The following is a 17,408-nucleotide window of genomic DNA, read 5'->3' on the forward strand; positions in this document are numbered from 1 at the left end:
ATCGGAGTATTTCCAACGGTTTGCGCCCAGCTTGAAACCTCCTTCCCGGCAAAAGGTATAGGTTCTATATACTTCATTTAAAAAATGGGACTATGAAAGCAGTGGTGATCACAGAACCAGGCGCACCCAAGGTATTGCAGGTACAGGAACGTGCTACTCCGGCACCGGAGGCGGGCCAGCTTTTGGTGCGCGTGCACGCCGCCGGCATCAACCGCCCTGATGTGGCACAACGCAAAGGCAATTATCCGCCACCTGTGGGCGCTCCCATTGACATCCCAGGCCTGGAGATTGCGGGCACCGTGGAAGCCTGCGGCGAGGGGGTGGAGCGTTGGAAAGAAGGTGATGCCGTTTGCGCTCTGCTCCCCGGCGGGGGTTACGCCGAATACGCGGTAGTGGACGCTCGCCACTGCCTGCCCGTGCCCCAAGGCTGGAGCTTTGCCGAGGCCGCTTCCCTGCCCGAGACCGTGTTCACCGTCTGGCACAACGTTTTCCAAAGAGGCGCTTTACAGCCTGGCGAGACTTTTCTGGTGCACGGCGGAAGCAGCGGCATCGGGATCACGGCCATTCAGTTGGCCAAGGCCTGGGGCGCCACAGTGTACGCCACCGCAGGCACCGATGAGAAATGCCGCGCCTGCGAAGAACTAGGCGCCGACCGTTGCCTCAATTACAAGACCCAGGACTTCGCCGAGGAACTCAAAGCAGATGGGGTGGACGTGGTGCTGGACATGATTGGCGGTGAATACATCCCCAAGAACCTGAGCCTGCTCAAACCCGATGGTAGGTTAGTGTTCATCAACGCCATGCAAGGTACTCAGGGCCAGTTTGATGTGCGGCAGGTCATGCAGAAGCGCCTCATCATTACCGGCAGCACCCTGCGCCCACGCTCCGCTGATTTCAAAGCCGCCCTCGCCGCCGAAGTTGAGCAGCACGTCTGGCCCAACCTGGAAAATGGAAAGTTCAAACCCGTCCTCTATAAAACCTTTGACTTAGCCGAGGCCGCCCAGGCACATGCACTCATGGAAAGCAGCGGCCATATTGGAAAGATCGTTCTCAAGGTATCCCGGGATTAAACCCCAAAGCACCCGATAGAGTAAAGGAGAAGACCTTAGGTTTAGCGCCTGTTTCCAGAAAAATGGCCTTAAAACAAAGGAGCAGGCACTCCTTCTTTTCATGGTCAATCCTTTCACCTTATCTTTAACCTTCTGATTCTTCACTGAAGCCCTGCATGAACCTACTGTTCCTCACTTTTGGTCCCAACATCAAAAACCATTACCAGGCAAACTTCGCCATTCTGTCGTTTTTGAGGTACCAGCAGGAGTTGAACACCATCTACGTCTTCACCGATTATCCGCAATACTATGAGCGCCTCAAGGAGCAGGTGCAGGTGATCACCGTAACCCAGGAACAGCTCACCGCTTGGGAAGGTCCGCACCAGTTCTTCTGGCGCGTGAAGATCAAAGCCATTGAGCAACTCATCAAGGAGAGTCCAGACCAGCCGGTGATGTACGTAGACTCAGACGTATTCCTGTACCAGAACCCGCAGAAGTTGTGCAGCCAACTAAGGAACGGGACGGCCTTCATGCACCAACCCGAAGGAAGGCTCTCTGAGCTGCCGAGCAAAACCGAGAAGCGGATGTGGCAGCAGGTGCAAGGCATGGATTTGGGAAGGTTTAAACTGAATGAGCACCACCAGATGTGGAACGCAGGCGTGGTGGCTTTGCCAAGCCAGCACAACCTGGCGGCCGTAACCCTGGCGCTGGATATCTGCGACAAAATGTGCGCCCAACAGGTAACGCCCCGCCTTATTGAGCAGTTTGCGCTTTCGGTGGCCCTGCAGGAGACCTACAGCTTGCGGGAAGCCAAACCTTGGCTCGCGCATTATTGGGGCAACAAAGATGAGTGGAACGAGCACATCAGCCAGTTCTTCCTGGAGTCTCACCTGAAAAACTTTACCGTTGCGCAGGACGTGGCCCGCCTGCAGCAGTTCCAGTACAAGTCGTTGGCTTTGATCAAGCGCAACAAGAAGACCCGCGCTAGGCTCATACAGGCTGTTGACATGCTATTCCCGCCCAAAAATCAGGTCTTCATTGAGGATTAACGCTTGGGATCAATAACGAGGCAATTCTGCTTCGGTTCCTATATATGCTTTCCTCTATTTATATTTACACCTCATTCCCATGAGACTTCCCCTCCCATGCGCTTCATCTTTTGCTTTATTCTTTCCCTGCTTTCTGTGACGACCTTCTCACAAGAGGTCAGATACTTTTCAGAAAGGTTCCAAACCCAACGGGGCGTTAAAACTGGCTTTGAAAGGCGCTACTTCTTAGAGGAAAATAAAGTGCGGACAGAAGATTATGAATATGATACACTGAAGCAGAAAAGCTTTATAACCGGCACAACCTCTTTAGACGAAGCCGATGATTATTTATGGTATGTCAGAGTCCAAGCTGATCATTTGGTAGAGCCTTATTTCAGCAACCTGAAGGCCAGGGTGCATACCTTCACAAAAGCCGGACAACCCTCTTCAGACATCGTAGCCAATGGCACGCGCGTACTTTACGCACAATTGTGGAATAGTGACAACAAACCCTATCTGGTCAAAGGCACTGGCAACAGCAGTTACTGGAACAAAGACAGCACAGAAAACTCGCACTACTTCTATAAAGATTCGCTGCTGGTTTCTGCCTTCACGTACCGGCCCGCCCAGAAAGATTCTATCTTCATAAAGCTGGACCAAAGAGCCGAGCCCAAAATCGGTATCCAGGCTTTCGTACAAAAGCTAGCCAGTACAATCCCCTACCCTGAAAATGAACTCTATGCAGATGTACAAGCCACTATTTACATACAGTTTACGGTAGATGAGGCAGGCCATTTGGGGGAATTTAAGGCTCTAAACAGCTCATACGACGGTTTTAATAAAGCAGTCCTTCAAAAACTGGAAGCTTCAACCGCCTGGAACCCTGCCCTGGTAAACAGTAGAAAAGTAAAAACAAGGTATGCAATACCCGTGACTTTCCAAATAATGGATGAACCCGCGAAACCTGCAAAGAAAAAGTCCCGCAGGTAAATTCCTGACGGGACTTTTCTATTTGGTTTCTGCTTTCGGCTTCCTTTTCAGGGAATAACCCAAAACGACGCTTGTGTTCAGTTAGCTCACGCCACCGCCGTTCACCACTGGCTTAGAGGGTTGCATGAAAGCTAAAGAACCATCGGCGTTCTCGGCCATCAGGAGCATGCCCTGGCTCACAATGCCTTTGATCTCGCGTGGCGCCAGATTCACCAATACACTCACTTGCTGCCCGATGATTTCCTCGGGGTTGAAGTGCTCGGCAATACCGCTCACGATGGTGCGCTGGTCAATGCCGGTGTCCACTTTCAGCTTCAGGAGTTTCTTGGTCTTAGCTACTTTCTCGGCTTCCAGGATGGTGCCTATCCGGATGTCGATCTTGGAGAAATCCTCGAAGTTAATGTCTTCTTTAGCCGGCGCGGCTACGGCGTTCGCCAGTTCGTTCTCCTTCTTGGTATTGAGCAGTTTCTGCACCTGCGCCTCAATCACAGCATCTTCAATCTTCTCAAACAGCAAAGCGGCTTCGCCGATATTGTGCCCCAAAGGAATGAGATCAGGTGAACCCGCCTCGTCCCACTTGCCCGGCGTGTAATTGAGCATCGCGGCGAGTTTATTGGCTGTTTCCGGCAAAAACGGCTCAGACAAGATGGTCAGGCTGGCTGAGATCTGCAGCGCGATGTTCATGATGGTCTCTACGCGAGCGGCATCTGTCTTGATCAGTTTCCAGGGCTCAGTGTCGGCGAGGTATTTGTTGCCCAGGCGCGCCAGGTTCATCAGTTCACCCAATGCTTCTTTGAAACGATACTGCTCCAGGGAAGCGGCAACCTTCTCAGGAAAATCGGCTAGTTGGGCCAGTACTTCCTCATCAAAAGGAGTCAACTCACCGCGTTGCGGCACGGCGCCGTTGTAGTATTTGTTCGTGAGTACCACCACCCGGTTGATGAAATTCCCGAAGATGGCCAGCAACTCATTGTTGTTGCGGGCCTGAAAGTCTTTCCAGGTGAAGTCGTTGTCCTTGGTCTCAGGGGCATTGGCGCAGAGTACGTAACGCAGTACATCGGCTTTACCGGGCAGTTCCTCCAGGTACTCGTGCAACCACACTGCCCAGTTGCGGGAGGTGGAAATTTTGTTGCCTTCCAAGTTCAGGAACTCGTTGGCGGGCACGTTGTCGGGGAGCACGTAATCGCCGTGGGCCTTGAGCATGGCCGGGAAGATGATGCAATGGAACACAATGTTGTCCTTGCCGATGAAGTGCACCAGCTTGGTGCCCTGGTCTTTCCAGTAGGTTTCCCAGTCGGGCGTGAGGTCTTTAGTGGCAGAGATGTACCCAATGGGCGCATCGAACCACACGTACAACACTTTTCCTTCGGCACCTTCCACTGGCACGGGCACGCCCCAGTCCAGGTCACGGGTTACAGCGCGGGGTTGCAGCCCTTGATCGATCCAGCTTTTGCACTGCCCGTACACGTTGGTTTTCCAGTCGGTTTTATGTCCTTCCACAATCCACTCGCGCAGCCAGGCCTCGTATTGGTCCAGCGGAAGGTACCAGTGTTTGGTATCACGCAGGACGGGAGGCTCGCCGCTCAAAGTGCTTTTGGGGTTGATGAGGTCTGTGGCGTTGAGCGAGGTTCCGCAGCTTTCGCACTGGTCGCCGTAGGCGTTCTCGTTTCCGCACTTGGGGCAGGTTCCCACAATGTAGCGGTCGGCGAGGAACTGCTGGGCTTTCTCGTCATAGTACTGCTGGGTAGTCTGCTCAATGAACTTGCCCTCGTTGTAGAGTTTCAGGAAGAAACCGGAGGACACCTCGCGGTGCGTCTGCGACGAGGTGCGCGAATAGATATCGAAGGAGATGTTGAAATCGGCGAAGGATTTCTTGATAAGCTCGTGGTATTTGTCCACAGCCTGCTGCGGCGTGATGCCTTCTTTCTTGGCCCGGATTGTGATAGGAACGCCGTGCTCATCAGATCCGCACACAAACTTCACGTCGCGGCCGCGCGAGCGCAGGTAACGGGCATAGATATCGGCGGGAATGTACACGCCGGCCAGGTGCCCAATGTGCACGGGACCGTTGGCGTAGGGCAGCGCCGCGGTCAAAGTATATCGTTGGGGATAGGTTATTTCAGCCATAGTCTTTCTTTGAAGGGGCAAATATAGCGAATTTGCAGGGAGGTTGTTTTGTGGTTCTACGGGCAATAAAAATGCCTTTTCTCTCTCCTGCCGGGTTGAGTTATTTTCTCTTTGAGCATTTTCTTTTACTGGATTTGCTGGTTCTAAGGAGCCTCCCTCTTTCCTGGTTCAAGTCTGTGACTTGGACCTACCATGGCCTGCAGTTTGCAACTGCAGTGAGGCGTTAGCCTCAAAGACACTTTCTAAGCTTTTACTTCCTACCGCCTTCCTACAAAGCCTCATGACTGCAGTCGCGGTCTGCCCGTGTTTGTCACTTTTCTCCTTGATGAGAAAAGTAACCAAAAGAATCAAGAAGCCTCCAACTCGCTGACGCTCGGACAGTGAGGCTTCAATCAAGGTACCACCTGGCAAATGGTATCTGTTCCATAGTCCACGCAGGCCATTGCCACCTGAACAGTTCACCCGTGCGCCAGGCCGGTCCTCGGCCTCACTGTAGGCCTTCGCCCCAGCCTGCCGCAGGAACCAGCCTGCTATGGCATTTGGTTTGGTTATCTGATTATGTAGAGACAAGGCATGCCTTGTCTCCGGCGGGCCCTCTGCAATCACTGGTAACTACTGGAAATAACAGGCGCTACCAAAAAGGGCACCCACAAGAGGTGCCCCTACATTTCTTACAGTTCTCTCGCAATCTCGCCCACCGTTATTGGTATTATCACCAACAACCGGAACTGCGGCTTAATTGCTTCTTGATGCATTCCAGAATTCCCCTCCTCAGAGGAGTTGGGGTGGGTTTCAGGTCTGCACAAGCCGTTATCCACACAGCAAAATAAAACGCCGCGACCTCCTTGGAAATCGCGGCGTTTTGGGGTTGTTTTCAGGGAAACGGCCTGAAAACGGTTTCTGTTACTGGCCCGTGGTAGTACCTACGGCGGGTGGCATGGCGGGGCGCCGGATGGTGTCTGGCGCTACGGGTTGCCTACCAGGTAGTATTTTCTGGCTCCTGACGGCCGGGGTCTGGTTTCCGGGCGAGTTGGGGTTACGGTCCTCTATGTTCTTTTTCTGGTTCACCTGGCTGGCCTGGTTGTTCAGGTCGCGCGGGGTGGGCGTGGTCCGGTAGGTACGCTGCTGACCGGCGGTTTCCAATGGTGGGCTTTCCCGGGAGGAGGTACAGCCGACGGCCATCGCACCCCATAACAGGCACAGAACCAACCCAGACGTTTTACGTCCTTTTTCTCCAAAACTCCTCAAAAACGTCTGCATCTTACTGGGGCTTAACGGGCGTTGCTTTGGCTTAAATCCTCATCCTCCAGTTCCTGCACCGCTTTGTAGCCTACAGGCGTCAACCGCAGACCAGATGGGTCTGGCGTGGCGTATCCCTGGTTCCGTAAATGTTCCTCGGCTCGTTTCTGCACATCCTGGTAATGAAGCTTTTCATCCTCCTGGTGCAGGAAAGGGTAGATTTCAGTCCATCCTAAAACTTCTTCGGCCTGGGTGCCTTTGGCTTTAAAGGCTTTTAAAATCAGGTAGCCGGTATTCTCAATATTCTCGCTGTTGGAGCTCAGGTTCTCTAAATCCATAGTCTTGTGTGTTAAGGTCTCTGTGCTTTACAGTACGTCAACCCCCACCCAAAGGATTTAGGCCGCTTAGTAGCGTCGCAGGCTGGCCAAGATACCGTCCCACAGGTGCAGGCGCATCTTCTGGCAGGCTATGGCTTCCTGAAGGCACTCTTCCCATTTGTGCTCGTCTTGGCCGCACAATTCAGCCACCATGCGCATGGCCAGCGGTGAGTGTACCTCATCATCCAGTTGGATGTGGCGGTCCATGTAATATTGGAAGGTGTCAAGGGTACCGGGGTAACGGCGGTTCAGGTCACCAATGAGGCAGCGGAACATGTCCGGGATTACATCCTCGCGCCCGAAGGTGAAGGCGGCCGCGATGCGATGTACCTGGCCGCTGTTGATGATCTGGAACGTGTGCGACACAAAATCGCGAGTGTGGCCCGGCACTGGCAGGTTCTCCAGTTGGGCGAACACCGATTTGCCCTGGTGCAGACCGGCCATGAACTCGTGGATCAGACGGACATCGGCGCCGCATTCTTCCATGGCCCGCACGTACAGTTCAAAATGGCTGATGGGGTTTCCGGCGGGGTCCACATCGGTTTCTTCTTCCAGCACAATCTCGTTGATGAGTCTGCGGTTGGCAGGGGTGCCGTGCGGGGTCCAGGGCACATCTACGCAGGTAAGGTGGCGCTGCAGGCTTTTGAGCAGGCTCATGAAATCCCAAACGGCAAAAATGTGGTGCTCCATGAAAACCCGCAGGTCGGCCAGGTCATAGATGGACTCGTAGAGCGGATGCTGCATCAGGGCTTCGCGGTGCGGGCGAAGTGACTGCTGTAGCCAACTTATCTTTTCCTGATAATAGGGAGACAGGGTGGATAAGGATACGGAATTATCTAAAGTTACGGGCATAGTATGGGGGTATAGAATTAGGTATAGACAGACCACGGATTTTCCGGTCCCGGCCCCCAAACATCTCCTCTTCTGCAGACTGCTATCCTGGAGGGTAAAGGTACGTTTGGAACCGGTGATTACGCAAAAAACGCACGTTCGTTTTATTTTTATTTTCTCTTTTTAGCACAAAAAAGACCATTGTTTCTCAAGTGGTTTCTCAAGACTTAAAGTCAGTGATTTACCTTCTGTCAAAATGCAAGAAACCTGCGCTGGAATGCTCCCACCTGCCTTTCTGGCTGACCTTTTTAGCTGAAATCCACCCTTGATATTGAAAATACCTGACCTGGGCCTTGTGGCTAATTATGCTTGTTACCTTATACGTAAATATAGTACCTGGCGGAGTGGTAATCTACCGTACTTCTACTATGAAGCATGGCCGTAACCGGAACTTAGTAGTGCATAGTGCTGTTCTTCCCAACAAGCAAACATCCGTAACTGGTTGGGCAAAAGGCGTTTTTCATAAAAAGTATAGAAAAGCCTGAGAAAAACCCTACCTTTGCGGGCTGAAAATAACCTCTGAATGCAAAGTATCCGCAACATCGCGATTATTGCCCACGTGGACCACGGTAAAACCACGCTGGTAGACAAAATCATCCACGCCTCAAAGATATTTGACGCGCACCAACAGTTCGACGACCTGATCCTGGACAACAATGACCTGGAGCGGGAGCGCGGCATCACCATCGTTTCCAAAAACGTATCGGTGCGTTACAAAGATGTGAAAATCAACATCATTGACACGCCTGGTCACGCCGACTTTGGGGGTGAGGTTGAGCGCGTTTTGAAAATGGCCGACGGCGTATTGCTGCTGGTAGATGCCTTTGAAGGCCCTATGCCGCAGACCCGTTTCGTGCTAGGAAAAGCTATCTCTCTGGGCTTGAAGCCGATTGTGGTAGTAAACAAAGTAGACAAGGAAAACTGCCGTCCGGACGAAGTACACGAAATGGTGTTCGACCTGATGTTCAACCTGGACGCCACTGAAGACCAGCTGGACTTCGTGACGTTGTACGGTTCCAGCAAACACGGCTGGATGAGCACCGACTGGCAGAAACCAACCGATAACATCATTCCTCTTTTGGAGGCTATCATTGACGTAATCCCTCCGGCTCCTTCAGAAGAAGGCACGCCGCAGATGCAGATTACCTCTTTGGACTACTCTTCTTTTGTGGGCCGTATCGCCATTGGACGCGTAAAGCGCGGTACTTTGAGAGAAGGCGCCAACATGAGCCTTTGCAAGCGCGATGGTTCTATCAAGAAAGTGAAGATCAAAGAACTTCAGGTATTTGAAGGCCTTGGCAAAGTGAAAGTTGAGTCTGTATCTGCCGGCGAGATCTGCGCCGTGACCGGTATTGAAGGCTTTGACATTGGCGATACCTTAGCTGATTTCGAGAACCCAGAGCCATTGGAGCGCATCTCTATTGATGAGCCAACCATGAACATGCTCTTCACTATCAACAACTCTCCTTTCTTCGGGAAGGAAGGTAAATTTGTAACTTCCCGTCACCTGCGTGACCGTCTGTACAAAGAGACCGAGAAAAACCTGGCCCTGCGTGTTGACGAGACCGACAAAGAAGACACCTTCCTGGTGTACGGACGCGGTATCCTTCACTTGTCTGTACTCATTGAAACCATGCGCCGCGAAGGCTATGAGTTACAGGTGGGTCAGCCACAGGTAATCTTCAAAGAAGAGAACGGCCAGAAAATGGAGCCAATGGAGCACCTGGTAGTGGACGTTCCTGAAGAGTCTGCCGGTAAGGTGATTGAATTGGTAACCCAGCGTAAAGGTGACCTCCTGATCATGGAGCCTAAAGGCGACCTGCAGCACTTGGAGTTCAACATTCCGGCCCGTGGTCTGATTGGTCTGCGTAACAACGTTTTGACTGCCACTGCCGGTGAGGCCATCATGAACCACCGTTTCATCAGCTACGAGCCATTCAAAGGCCCAATCCCGGGTCGTATCAACGGTTCCTTGATCGCGATGGAAAATGGTCCAGGTACCGCTTACTCCATTGACAAACTGCAGGACCGCGGTGTGTTCTTCGTAGAGCCCGGCGAGGACGTGTACATGGGTATGGTTATCGGTGAGCACTCCCGCCAGAATGACCTGACTGTGAACATCCAGAAAGGAAAGCAGCTGACCAACATGCGTGCCTCCGGCTCTGACAACAACGTGAAGATTGTTCCTAAGAAACAATTCTCCCTGGAAGAAGCCATGGAATACATCCAGAAAGACGAATTGCTGGAAGTGACGCCTAAGAGCATTAGAATGCGTAAAATTTACCTTGACGAGAACGAGCGCAAGCGCTACGGAAACTCCCAAGGATAATAAGTATTGATATTTCCTTTAAAAGCCTTACTGCTACCCGCGGTAAGGCTTTTTTTATGGCTGTTTTTTTAAAATCACGCCTAAAATGAAAAGGCCGGCCAAAGACCTTCACCCATCTTCCTTTTCATTTCCCACCTTTCGCAAAAGTCACGCTTTGCTTTGCTCTGATATTAGGCAAGCAGAATTTATTTCAGGGATCATCCACGGGGATAGGGGTTGCCTTAAGGTTCCTTGTCTATATAAGCGGCCAGGGTTGAACAATTTACTGGCACTCTCATAGACTAACTTCTATCACATATTCAAACCCTTCATTCCTTTCTGTTATGAATTCAAGACTTTCTATGCTTGGCGGGGCTTTGGCCCTCTCCCTTTTAGTGCTTCCGGCACACGCTCAGTTCAACATCGCTGACAAACTCAAAAGCAAGGTCAACGAGAAGATAGATGCCAAAATAAACAAAACGGCAGACCAGGTAACCAGCGGTAAAAAAGCATCTAGCGGGGCAGCAAAGGAAAGCCAGGAAACTGCGGCAGAGGAAGCAGAGGCCGAGGTCACTGCGGCTGCCCCGGAGGCTAAGGCGAAAGTCTGGACCAAATATGATTTCGTGCCCGGTGACAAAGTACTGTTCGCCGATAACCTCAAAGGTGAGGAAAACGGCGAGTTCCCTTCCCGCTGGGATCTGAAAAACGGAAACGCGGAGGTAGCTTCCTTTGGCGGCACTGATGTGATTCACCTGGTGAGCAACGGCACCGCCATCAGCCCATTGATGAAGACCGAGAATTATCTGCCTGAAACGTTTACGGTGGAGATGGACGTCTATTTTGACTCAGACAACCCCAACATGGCCTATGAAATCTATTTCCTGAGCGACGCGAACAAGTACAACGAGGCTACCCACGGAATGTTCTGGGACCCGATTGTGATTTCACCAGAAGGGGTACATTTCAAAAACTTCGGGTCGAATTCTGCGGAACTGGAGGCCGCCGGTACCAAAAGCCAGTGGCGCCACGTGTCCATCGCCTTCAACAAGCGCAGCATGAAAATCTACCTGGACCAGCACCGCCTCATCAACATCCCCAACGTCACCGGTAAACCGGTTAACCTGAAGATAAAATCAGACCGCCGGATAGAAGGAAATGCCATGGTGAAAAACGTGTTCATCGCCGAGGGTGGCAAGAAACTTTATGACCAGGTGCTGGCCACCGGAAAGATTGTGACCTACGGCGTGAAGTTTGACACGAACAAAGCCGTGATCAGGCCAGAATCTATGGGTACCCTCAACAGCATTGTAAAACTCATGCAGGAGCAACCTTCCCTTAATTTCAGCGTAGATGGCCATACTGACACAGACGGTGACGACGCCTCTAACCTGAAGTTGAGCCAGCAACGCGCCGAGGCTGTGAAAACCTACCTCGTGAACCAGGGCATTGCGGATAGCCGTCTGAAAGCCAAAGGCCAGGGTGAAAGCAAGCCGCTGGACAAAGGCACCACGGCAGAGGCCAAGGCCAATAACCGCAGAGTAGAGTTTGTCAAGATTTAATTACCCTAGCCCATTACCTACAACCAACATGCTCTTTTAACCTATCAAAGCTGTTTCTTCATGTAGAGGATGTAGAAACGACTTTCTACTATAAAAAAGGCCCGCTGTTATATGGCGGGCCTTTTTTATAGTATTTTGTGAAAACCAAACGCTAAACGTCAGCCAAGTCTATTGACCGCATCTTATGCTGAGGTTTTGTCACCAGTTTTTTACTCTTCCATTCTATCAAAAGCAATCAACATCTTATTTAGCTTTTCTTTCCTCTCGCCTCTATAGTGACCGTCCCATCTCTCAATCAGCATAGGTAAAAGTTCGCGTTTTATAGCTATTGTGGCAAGACTCTTAATTTCCTTATCAATTTTACCTTCCAGAATAAATTGCCCCATCCCTACGGCAATTATTGCGTTATCAAGCCCAAGCAGGTATCTGCCTCCCATACTTGATGAGGTTGCCTCCACCATCTTTCTAAATTGCTCCTCATCGAATTCCTTTCCAGCTTCTTTCGCCATCTTTCTGGAGTACTCCTCCAGCGTAGCCATTTGTTCTTCCTTCTCCGCTGCGTTTACTTCCGCTTTGTTGCTCATGTATTGGATGATTTTTACAGTATCCAATTCCTGTAGGTTAAACTTTGGGAAATTCCACTCGCTGAAAAGCTGGTCAAGGAATATGGTTAGGCTATTATTTCTGTTTTCAGCCCGCCACTGTTTGAACTCATAAAATGCATCTGAGCCGTCATCATTACCAAAAGGTCCGCTCTCATCAATAGAACTCCAGTAGAAGTCTTCCGTTAGTAGTTTTCTTGCTTTAGGGTGAGCTGATTCGGGAGTAAGTTCGGAACTGCCCATTAACTTATTTACCAAAGAATCTGTAGTTGAATTGCTGCTGGGTTGACTTTGGCAACTAGCCAAAAGAATCACCCAGCCCACAAAAGCAATATATTTTGTTTTTGCTGTCATAAATTACGCGTACCTAAATCCAAGTGACTATATGCTAAACGGAACAGTCCGTTTCTCCTGGCTGCTCTGCATGATGAGTTCCACTACTCTGATCACGTCCCGGGCCTGCTCGGGCTTTACCGCCAGCGGCGCCTCTCCTTTGATAGCCAGGTAGACATTCTCATAGAAGCTGCGGTAATGGCCAGGTTCGCTTTCTATTTTCCCCGTGAAATGAAGACCTTGGAACTCGGTGTTCAATTGCCCCCATATGCTTTCGGGCTCTACGCCCCAGTTAGGCGTAAGGTGGGGTAGCAAACCATCATTGAGGGCTTTTTCCTGCACGTCCAAGCCGTACTTCAGGAAGGAGCCTTGGTCACCGTGGAGGATGTATCTTGGACTTGGTTCCCGCACCAGCAACCCCGCCGATAAGGTTACTTTGAGATGCTCATAGAACAGTGTGGCCTCAAACTTGTCTACTACCGGACTGCTGGGGCGCTGAATTCTGACATCGGCGGAGATAGCCTGCGGGAGCCCGAACAACACCAAGGCCTGGTCAATGAGGTGAGAACCCAGGTCGAAGACGATGCCCGAGCCAGGGGCCTCTTCTTCTTTCCAGGTATTGCCTTTGAGCGCCGGCCGGAACCGGTCAAAGTGGGCTTTGTACTCCACCACGTTCCCCAGCACGCCGCTCGCCAGCACTTTCTGCACCGTCTTGAAATCGCTGTCCCAACGGCGGTTTTGGTAAACGGTAAGAATCTTTCCTTTCTGTTGGGCGAGTTGGATCAGTTCATCGGCCTCAGCGGCGGTGGGCGTGAACGGCTTTTCCACTACCACGTGCTTGCCTGCATTTAGGGCCTGTTTTGCTAAACCATAATGCGAACTGTTGGGCGTGGCCACCACCACCAAATCAATGGCTGGGTCATCTAGGATGTCATCTACCTGGCTCGTGATCTGCGTCTGCGGATAGCGGCTGCGGGCAATCTGGATGTTTTCCTCACGTGACTCCCGGATGCGCACCAGTTCCAGCCCGGCTACCAGGTGGATGAATGGCCCATGGAAAATGCGGCCGGCCATCCCGAAACCAATGAGCCCTACTTTAATGGTGTTCTGTGTTTCTGCCATGGAATGCTTTTCTGTTCTAATACTAAAAGTAACGTTCCTCATGGGGTTTAACCTTTAACCCAAGGAGAAACGCTTTCATCTGCAAGGTATCAAAAGCCACTTACAGATATTAAAATTCTCTTTGGCAAAGTATTACACTTCGGTTATCTCAGCAGGATGATTTAAAACAGGAAAATTCCAAAAGCCTGATTCTCTGCAGACTTCTAGTGCCCAAACCTGTCTTTGTAGTGCTCTGCGGGTGCTGGCTATGGGCTTAGGTTAACGGCTCCAGGAACTAAAAAAGACATGTTCCGTAATATACTTCGTCTAAAAAGACAGAATGTAGAATTTAATCTCTACATTTGTTTATTATAACATTATCACATTAATGAAAAACGGTAAAGTAAAATTCTTTAATGATTCCAAAGGTTTTGGTTTCATCAAAGACGCAGACTCCAATGAGGAGTATTTCGTGCACGTATCTAACTTGGTGGACGAAATCAGAGAAAATGACGAAGTAACTTTTGAGCTGAAAGAAGGCCGCAAAGGTTTGAACGCTGTAAATGTGAAACTTGCTTAAGTTTTAATATACATCAGTCCTCCAAAAGGGCCTCACCACACGTGAGGCCCTTTTTGCTTTTAGGCCCTACCCATTTTCATAAATCCCTGCCCTGGAGAAATCAGCCTTTCATTTTTGGCTTATTTTATAGAAAACAGGGCTAAAACAGCTTCAGATTACCGCAAGATTGAGTAGATTACAATTGAAATATTCTTGGCATGGCGAGCCGCCCTGGAGCGGATTTCCTGGCAGCCAGGGTATTTAACTTTACAGATCTTCCTTTTTAATACCTATGCCTTTTACTAAACCCGGAAGTCATTTCTTCCTCCTGGCAGCCCTTGGGCTGAGTTTCTTTGCCTGCTCCACTCCCGATAAAAAAACAGAGAATACCCCTGCCGTATCTGCCACGCCGGTAGTGACGGCCGGCGCCAAGACAGAACAAGCTCCGGCTCCATCTACCCAAACCGCTGCCCCCACCGATACTGAACCAGCCACTGCCGCCACCATCCTGGCCCGCCCGCAGGTGCCCATTCTGTGCTACCACCAGATACGTGAGTGGAACTCCCATGACGGAAAAGTAGGCAAAGACTACATCGTGAAGCCCCATGAATTCAGGGCCCAGATGAAGATGCTGGCTGATAGCGGGTACCACACCATCTTGCCAGACCAACTGCAGGATTACCTCACCAAAGGCACGCCGCTGCCCAGCAAGCCCATCATGCTCACCTTTGACGACACCAAGCTGGACCAGTACACCGTGGCTAAACCAGAACTGGACAAGTACGGCTTCAAAGGCGTCTTCTTCATCATGACCGTTTCTATTGGTCGGCCCAACTACATGACCAAAGAGCAGATCAAAGAATTGTCAGATGCCGGGCACGTGATAGGCTCCCACACCTATGACCACCACAACGTGAAGAAGTACGAAGGCAAAGACTGGATCACCCAGATTGAGAAACCCACAAAGCAACTGGAGGCCATCACCGGCAAACCCATCAAGTACTTCGCCTATCCGTTTGGTTTGTGGCGGCCTGAAGCCATTCCTGAACTGAAGAAACGTGGTTTTGATGCGGCTTATATCCTAGCCACCAAACGTGATCCGCAAGACCCGTTGTTCACCATCCGTCGCATCATCGCCAGTGGCTACTGGAGCACCAAAGGTTTGCATAATAGCATTGTGAACAGTTTTTAGGCTTAAGAAAGAATCTTACTTCAGAGAAAAAGGATTAAATGGAAAACTTAAGCAACCTCCTTCACCAAGGAGAACTTCCAGAGGAGGAAAGTCACCCTAAAATTTATTCTAAGAAAGCTATATGGGGCTTTTCAATTTTCTTCTCTTCCATTTTTGGAGGAGTCCTCTTATTTCAGAATTTGAAGGACATTGGAAAGAGAAAAGAGGCAATTACAATGCTGCTTGTTTGTGTTCTTTATACCATCATGACCATTTACATTGTCAACATTCCAGAAAGGCCCCAATCATCTTTGACTTACTTTTTCAATATTGTTGGCGGGTCTATACTGACTGAATACGTCTACAAAAAGCATTTCCCGAATAGTTCAGTCTATCAGCACAAGAAGATCTGGAAGCCTTTGATAATTTGCATTTTGATCTTAATTCCTATTCTCTTTGCAATGATCCTGGAACTCTAGTTTTTCTATTTCTTCTCACCCAAAACCCTTTTTTATTTTCAGGTGACATTCTACTCCGCTGGCGCGAGCCTCCGGCTCGTGTCCGCACGCATGGTTGATCACCTCTTTTGTCATCCTGAAAGGATCTTGTGAGCAAACGGTAATAGCGTTTCTCCAAGGCCTTTATAGTTCGTCCAAAAGATCTTTCCAAGATGACAGGAGTGAGTACAGGAGTTAATCTCTGAAATGCGTGCGGACACGAGCTAGAAGCTCGCGCCAGCGAAAATATTAAAGCGCTTCGGGCCTGTTTTCAGAAAAACAGGCCCGAAGCGCTTTAATTAATAACTAAAAACCATCAGCTACATTCCTAGCACTTCTCCAGCGCCTGCAGAATGTCGTTCAAAATATCATCGGCGTACTCCAGGCCTACGGAGATTCTGATGAGGCCGGGCGTGATGCTGACTGCCTGGCGTTCTTCCTCGGTGAGCTTGGCGTGGGTGGTGCTGGCCGGGTGCGAGGCGATGCTGCGGGTGTCGCCCAGGTTGGCGGTGAGTGACATGAGTTGCAGGCTGTCCAGAAACTTGCGTCCGCTTTCCAGACCGCCTTTCAGCTCGAAACAGAACAATCCGCCACCGTTCTTCATCTGCTTTTGGGCGATCTCATATTGCGGATGGGTGGGGAGGAACGGATATTTTACCCAGTTCAATTTAGGGTGGTCCTGCAATTTGGTCGCGATGGACAAGGCGTTGGCCGCGTGGCGCTCCATGCGCACGTCCAGCGTCTCCAGGCTCTTGCTCAGAACCCACGCGTTGAACGGCGACAAAGCTGGGCCTGAGCTGCGGCAGAACAGGTAAATGTCTTTGATGAGCTCTTTTCTGCCTACTACTACCCCGCCTAAAACTCGTCCCTGACCGTCAATCCACTTGGTAGCGGAGTGCACCACCAGATCGGCACCGTACTGTATGGGTAGCTGGTTCACCGGCGTGGCGAAGCAGTTGTCCACGTTGTAGATGAGGTTGTGCTTTTTGGTCAGCTTGCCAGCAAACTCCAGGTCAATGATGTCCAGCCCGGGATTGGTTGGCGTCTCAATGTAAAGCATCTTGGTGTTCGGCCGGATGGCTGCTTCCCATTCCTCGGGCTTGTCTGCAGACACGTAGCTGTACTCAATGCCGTATTTGGGCAGGTATTTGGTGATGATAGTATGCGTGCTCCCGAAGATAGAGTTACAGGCCAGCAAATGGTCACCCGATTTCAGCAAGGCCATAAACGAGGCGAATACAGCACTCATGCCCGAAGACGTGGCGTAACCCGCCTCGGCACCTTCCAAGGCCACCATCTTATCGGTGAACTCCTGCACGCTGGGATTGCTGAACCGGCTGTAGATGTTATCGTCGGTTTCATCAGCGAAGGCGGCCCGCATGTCCTCGGCATTATCAAAGGCGAAACTGCTGGTTAGGAACATAGGCGTGGCATGTTCCATCTCATTCGTGCGCTCTGTCTGTATTCTGATGGCTTTGGTAAGCGGATGGTATTCCATGGGTTAATGTGCTAATTTTTTAATGTGCTAATGGCTGGCCATTGTAGCGGCGTTACACCGTAACGCCGTGGTGCCCAAG

15 protein-coding genes are annotated in these 17,408 nt (G+C 50.7%); 8 read left to right on the plus strand and 7 right to left on the minus strand.

The genetic code is table 11. The features are described 5' to 3' along the window. The first annotated feature begins 92 nt into the window (after positions 1-92). From J3P34_RS08705 to J3P34_RS08715, 3 genes are all read left to right on the plus strand, one after another. Positions 93-1,070, plus strand: a complete 978-nt coding sequence (locus J3P34_RS08705) for an NAD(P)H-quinone oxidoreductase (protein WP_210487917.1) — start codon at positions 93-95, stop codon at positions 1,068-1,070. A gap of 155 nt (positions 1,071-1,225) precedes the next feature. Further along, on the plus strand, positions 1,226-2,098 hold the full coding sequence (locus tag J3P34_RS08710; protein ID WP_210487919.1) for a hypothetical protein: 873 nt from the start codon (positions 1,226-1,228) through the stop codon (positions 2,096-2,098). A gap of 96 nt (positions 2,099-2,194) precedes the next feature. Continuing rightward, positions 2,195-3,067, plus strand: coding sequence for an energy transducer TonB (locus J3P34_RS08715; RefSeq protein ID WP_210487921.1), 873 nt, complete (start codon positions 2,195-2,197; stop codon positions 3,065-3,067). 81 nt (positions 3,068-3,148) lie between these two features. Here the strand turns inward: J3P34_RS08715 and metG are convergent, their stop codons facing one another. From metG to J3P34_RS08735, 4 genes are all read right to left on the minus strand, one after another. After that, the gene (metG, locus tag J3P34_RS08720) at positions 3,149-5,194 is read right to left on the minus strand and encodes a methionine--tRNA ligase (RefSeq protein WP_210487924.1); all 2,046 of its coding nucleotides are present in this window, start codon (positions 5,192-5,194) and stop codon (positions 3,149-3,151) included. A gap of 903 nt (positions 5,195-6,097) precedes the next feature. Next, the gene (locus tag J3P34_RS08725; RefSeq protein ID WP_210487926.1) at positions 6,098-6,454 is read right to left on the minus strand and encodes a hypothetical protein; all 357 of its coding nucleotides are present in this window, start codon (positions 6,452-6,454) and stop codon (positions 6,098-6,100) included. 11 nt (positions 6,455-6,465) lie between these two features. Next, on the minus strand, positions 6,466-6,771 hold the full coding sequence (locus J3P34_RS08730; protein ID WP_210463469.1) for a hypothetical protein: 306 nt from the start codon (positions 6,769-6,771) through the stop codon (positions 6,466-6,468). Between the two features lie 66 nt (positions 6,772-6,837). After that, positions 6,838-7,662, minus strand: a complete 825-nt coding sequence (locus J3P34_RS08735) for a DUF3050 domain-containing protein (protein WP_210463468.1) — start codon at positions 7,660-7,662, stop codon at positions 6,838-6,840. Between the two features lie 562 nt (positions 7,663-8,224). On the opposite strand from J3P34_RS08735, the gene typA reads away from it, so the two are divergent. After that, on the plus strand, positions 8,225-10,030 hold the full coding sequence (gene typA / locus J3P34_RS08740) for a translational GTPase TypA (RefSeq protein WP_210463467.1): 1,806 nt from the start codon (positions 8,225-8,227) through the stop codon (positions 10,028-10,030). 323 nt (positions 10,031-10,353) lie between these two features. Then, complete coding sequence (locus J3P34_RS08745) at positions 10,354-11,568, plus strand: OmpA family protein (protein WP_210487928.1); 1,215 nt, start codon at positions 10,354-10,356, stop codon at positions 11,566-11,568. Positions 11,569-11,777: 209 nt separating this feature from the next. Here the strand turns inward: J3P34_RS08745 and J3P34_RS08750 are convergent, their stop codons facing one another. Next, positions 11,778-12,524: a hypothetical protein gene (locus tag J3P34_RS08750; RefSeq protein ID WP_210487930.1), complete on the minus strand. Its 747-nt coding sequence runs from the start codon at positions 12,522-12,524 to the stop codon at positions 11,778-11,780. A 27-nt stretch (positions 12,525-12,551) separates the two neighbouring features. Beyond that, positions 12,552-13,625 carry an oxidoreductase gene (locus tag J3P34_RS08755; protein WP_210487932.1) on the minus strand — a complete coding sequence of 358 codons (1,074 nt, stop codon included), beginning with the start codon at positions 13,623-13,625 and terminating at the stop codon, positions 12,552-12,554. A 367-nt stretch (positions 13,626-13,992) separates the two neighbouring features. On the opposite strand from J3P34_RS08755, the gene J3P34_RS08760 reads away from it, so the two are divergent. From J3P34_RS08760 to J3P34_RS08770, 3 genes are all read left to right on the plus strand, one after another. Further along, positions 13,993-14,184, plus strand: a complete 192-nt coding sequence (locus J3P34_RS08760) for a cold-shock protein (protein WP_062542753.1) — start codon at positions 13,993-13,995, stop codon at positions 14,182-14,184. A 271-nt stretch (positions 14,185-14,455) separates the two neighbouring features. Next, on the plus strand, positions 14,456-15,355 hold the full coding sequence (locus tag J3P34_RS08765) for a polysaccharide deacetylase family protein (RefSeq protein ID WP_210487934.1): 900 nt from the start codon (positions 14,456-14,458) through the stop codon (positions 15,353-15,355). Positions 15,356-15,393: 38 nt separating this feature from the next. Beyond that, positions 15,394-15,813 (plus strand): hypothetical protein, encoded by a 420-nt coding sequence (locus J3P34_RS08770; protein WP_210487936.1) that lies wholly within the window; start codon positions 15,394-15,396, stop codon positions 15,811-15,813. A 346-nt stretch (positions 15,814-16,159) separates the two neighbouring features. Here J3P34_RS08770 and J3P34_RS08775 read toward each other — a convergent pair whose 3' ends face one another. Continuing rightward, positions 16,160-17,329 (minus strand): trans-sulfuration enzyme family protein, encoded by a 1,170-nt coding sequence (locus J3P34_RS08775; protein ID WP_210487938.1) that lies wholly within the window; start codon positions 17,327-17,329, stop codon positions 16,160-16,162. Positions 17,330-17,408 lie beyond the last annotated feature (79 nt).

It is taken from the genome of Rufibacter aurantiacus (assembly GCF_017916345.1).
GTDB classification, from domain to species: domain Bacteria; phylum Bacteroidota; class Bacteroidia; order Cytophagales; family Hymenobacteraceae; genus Nibribacter; species Nibribacter roseolus.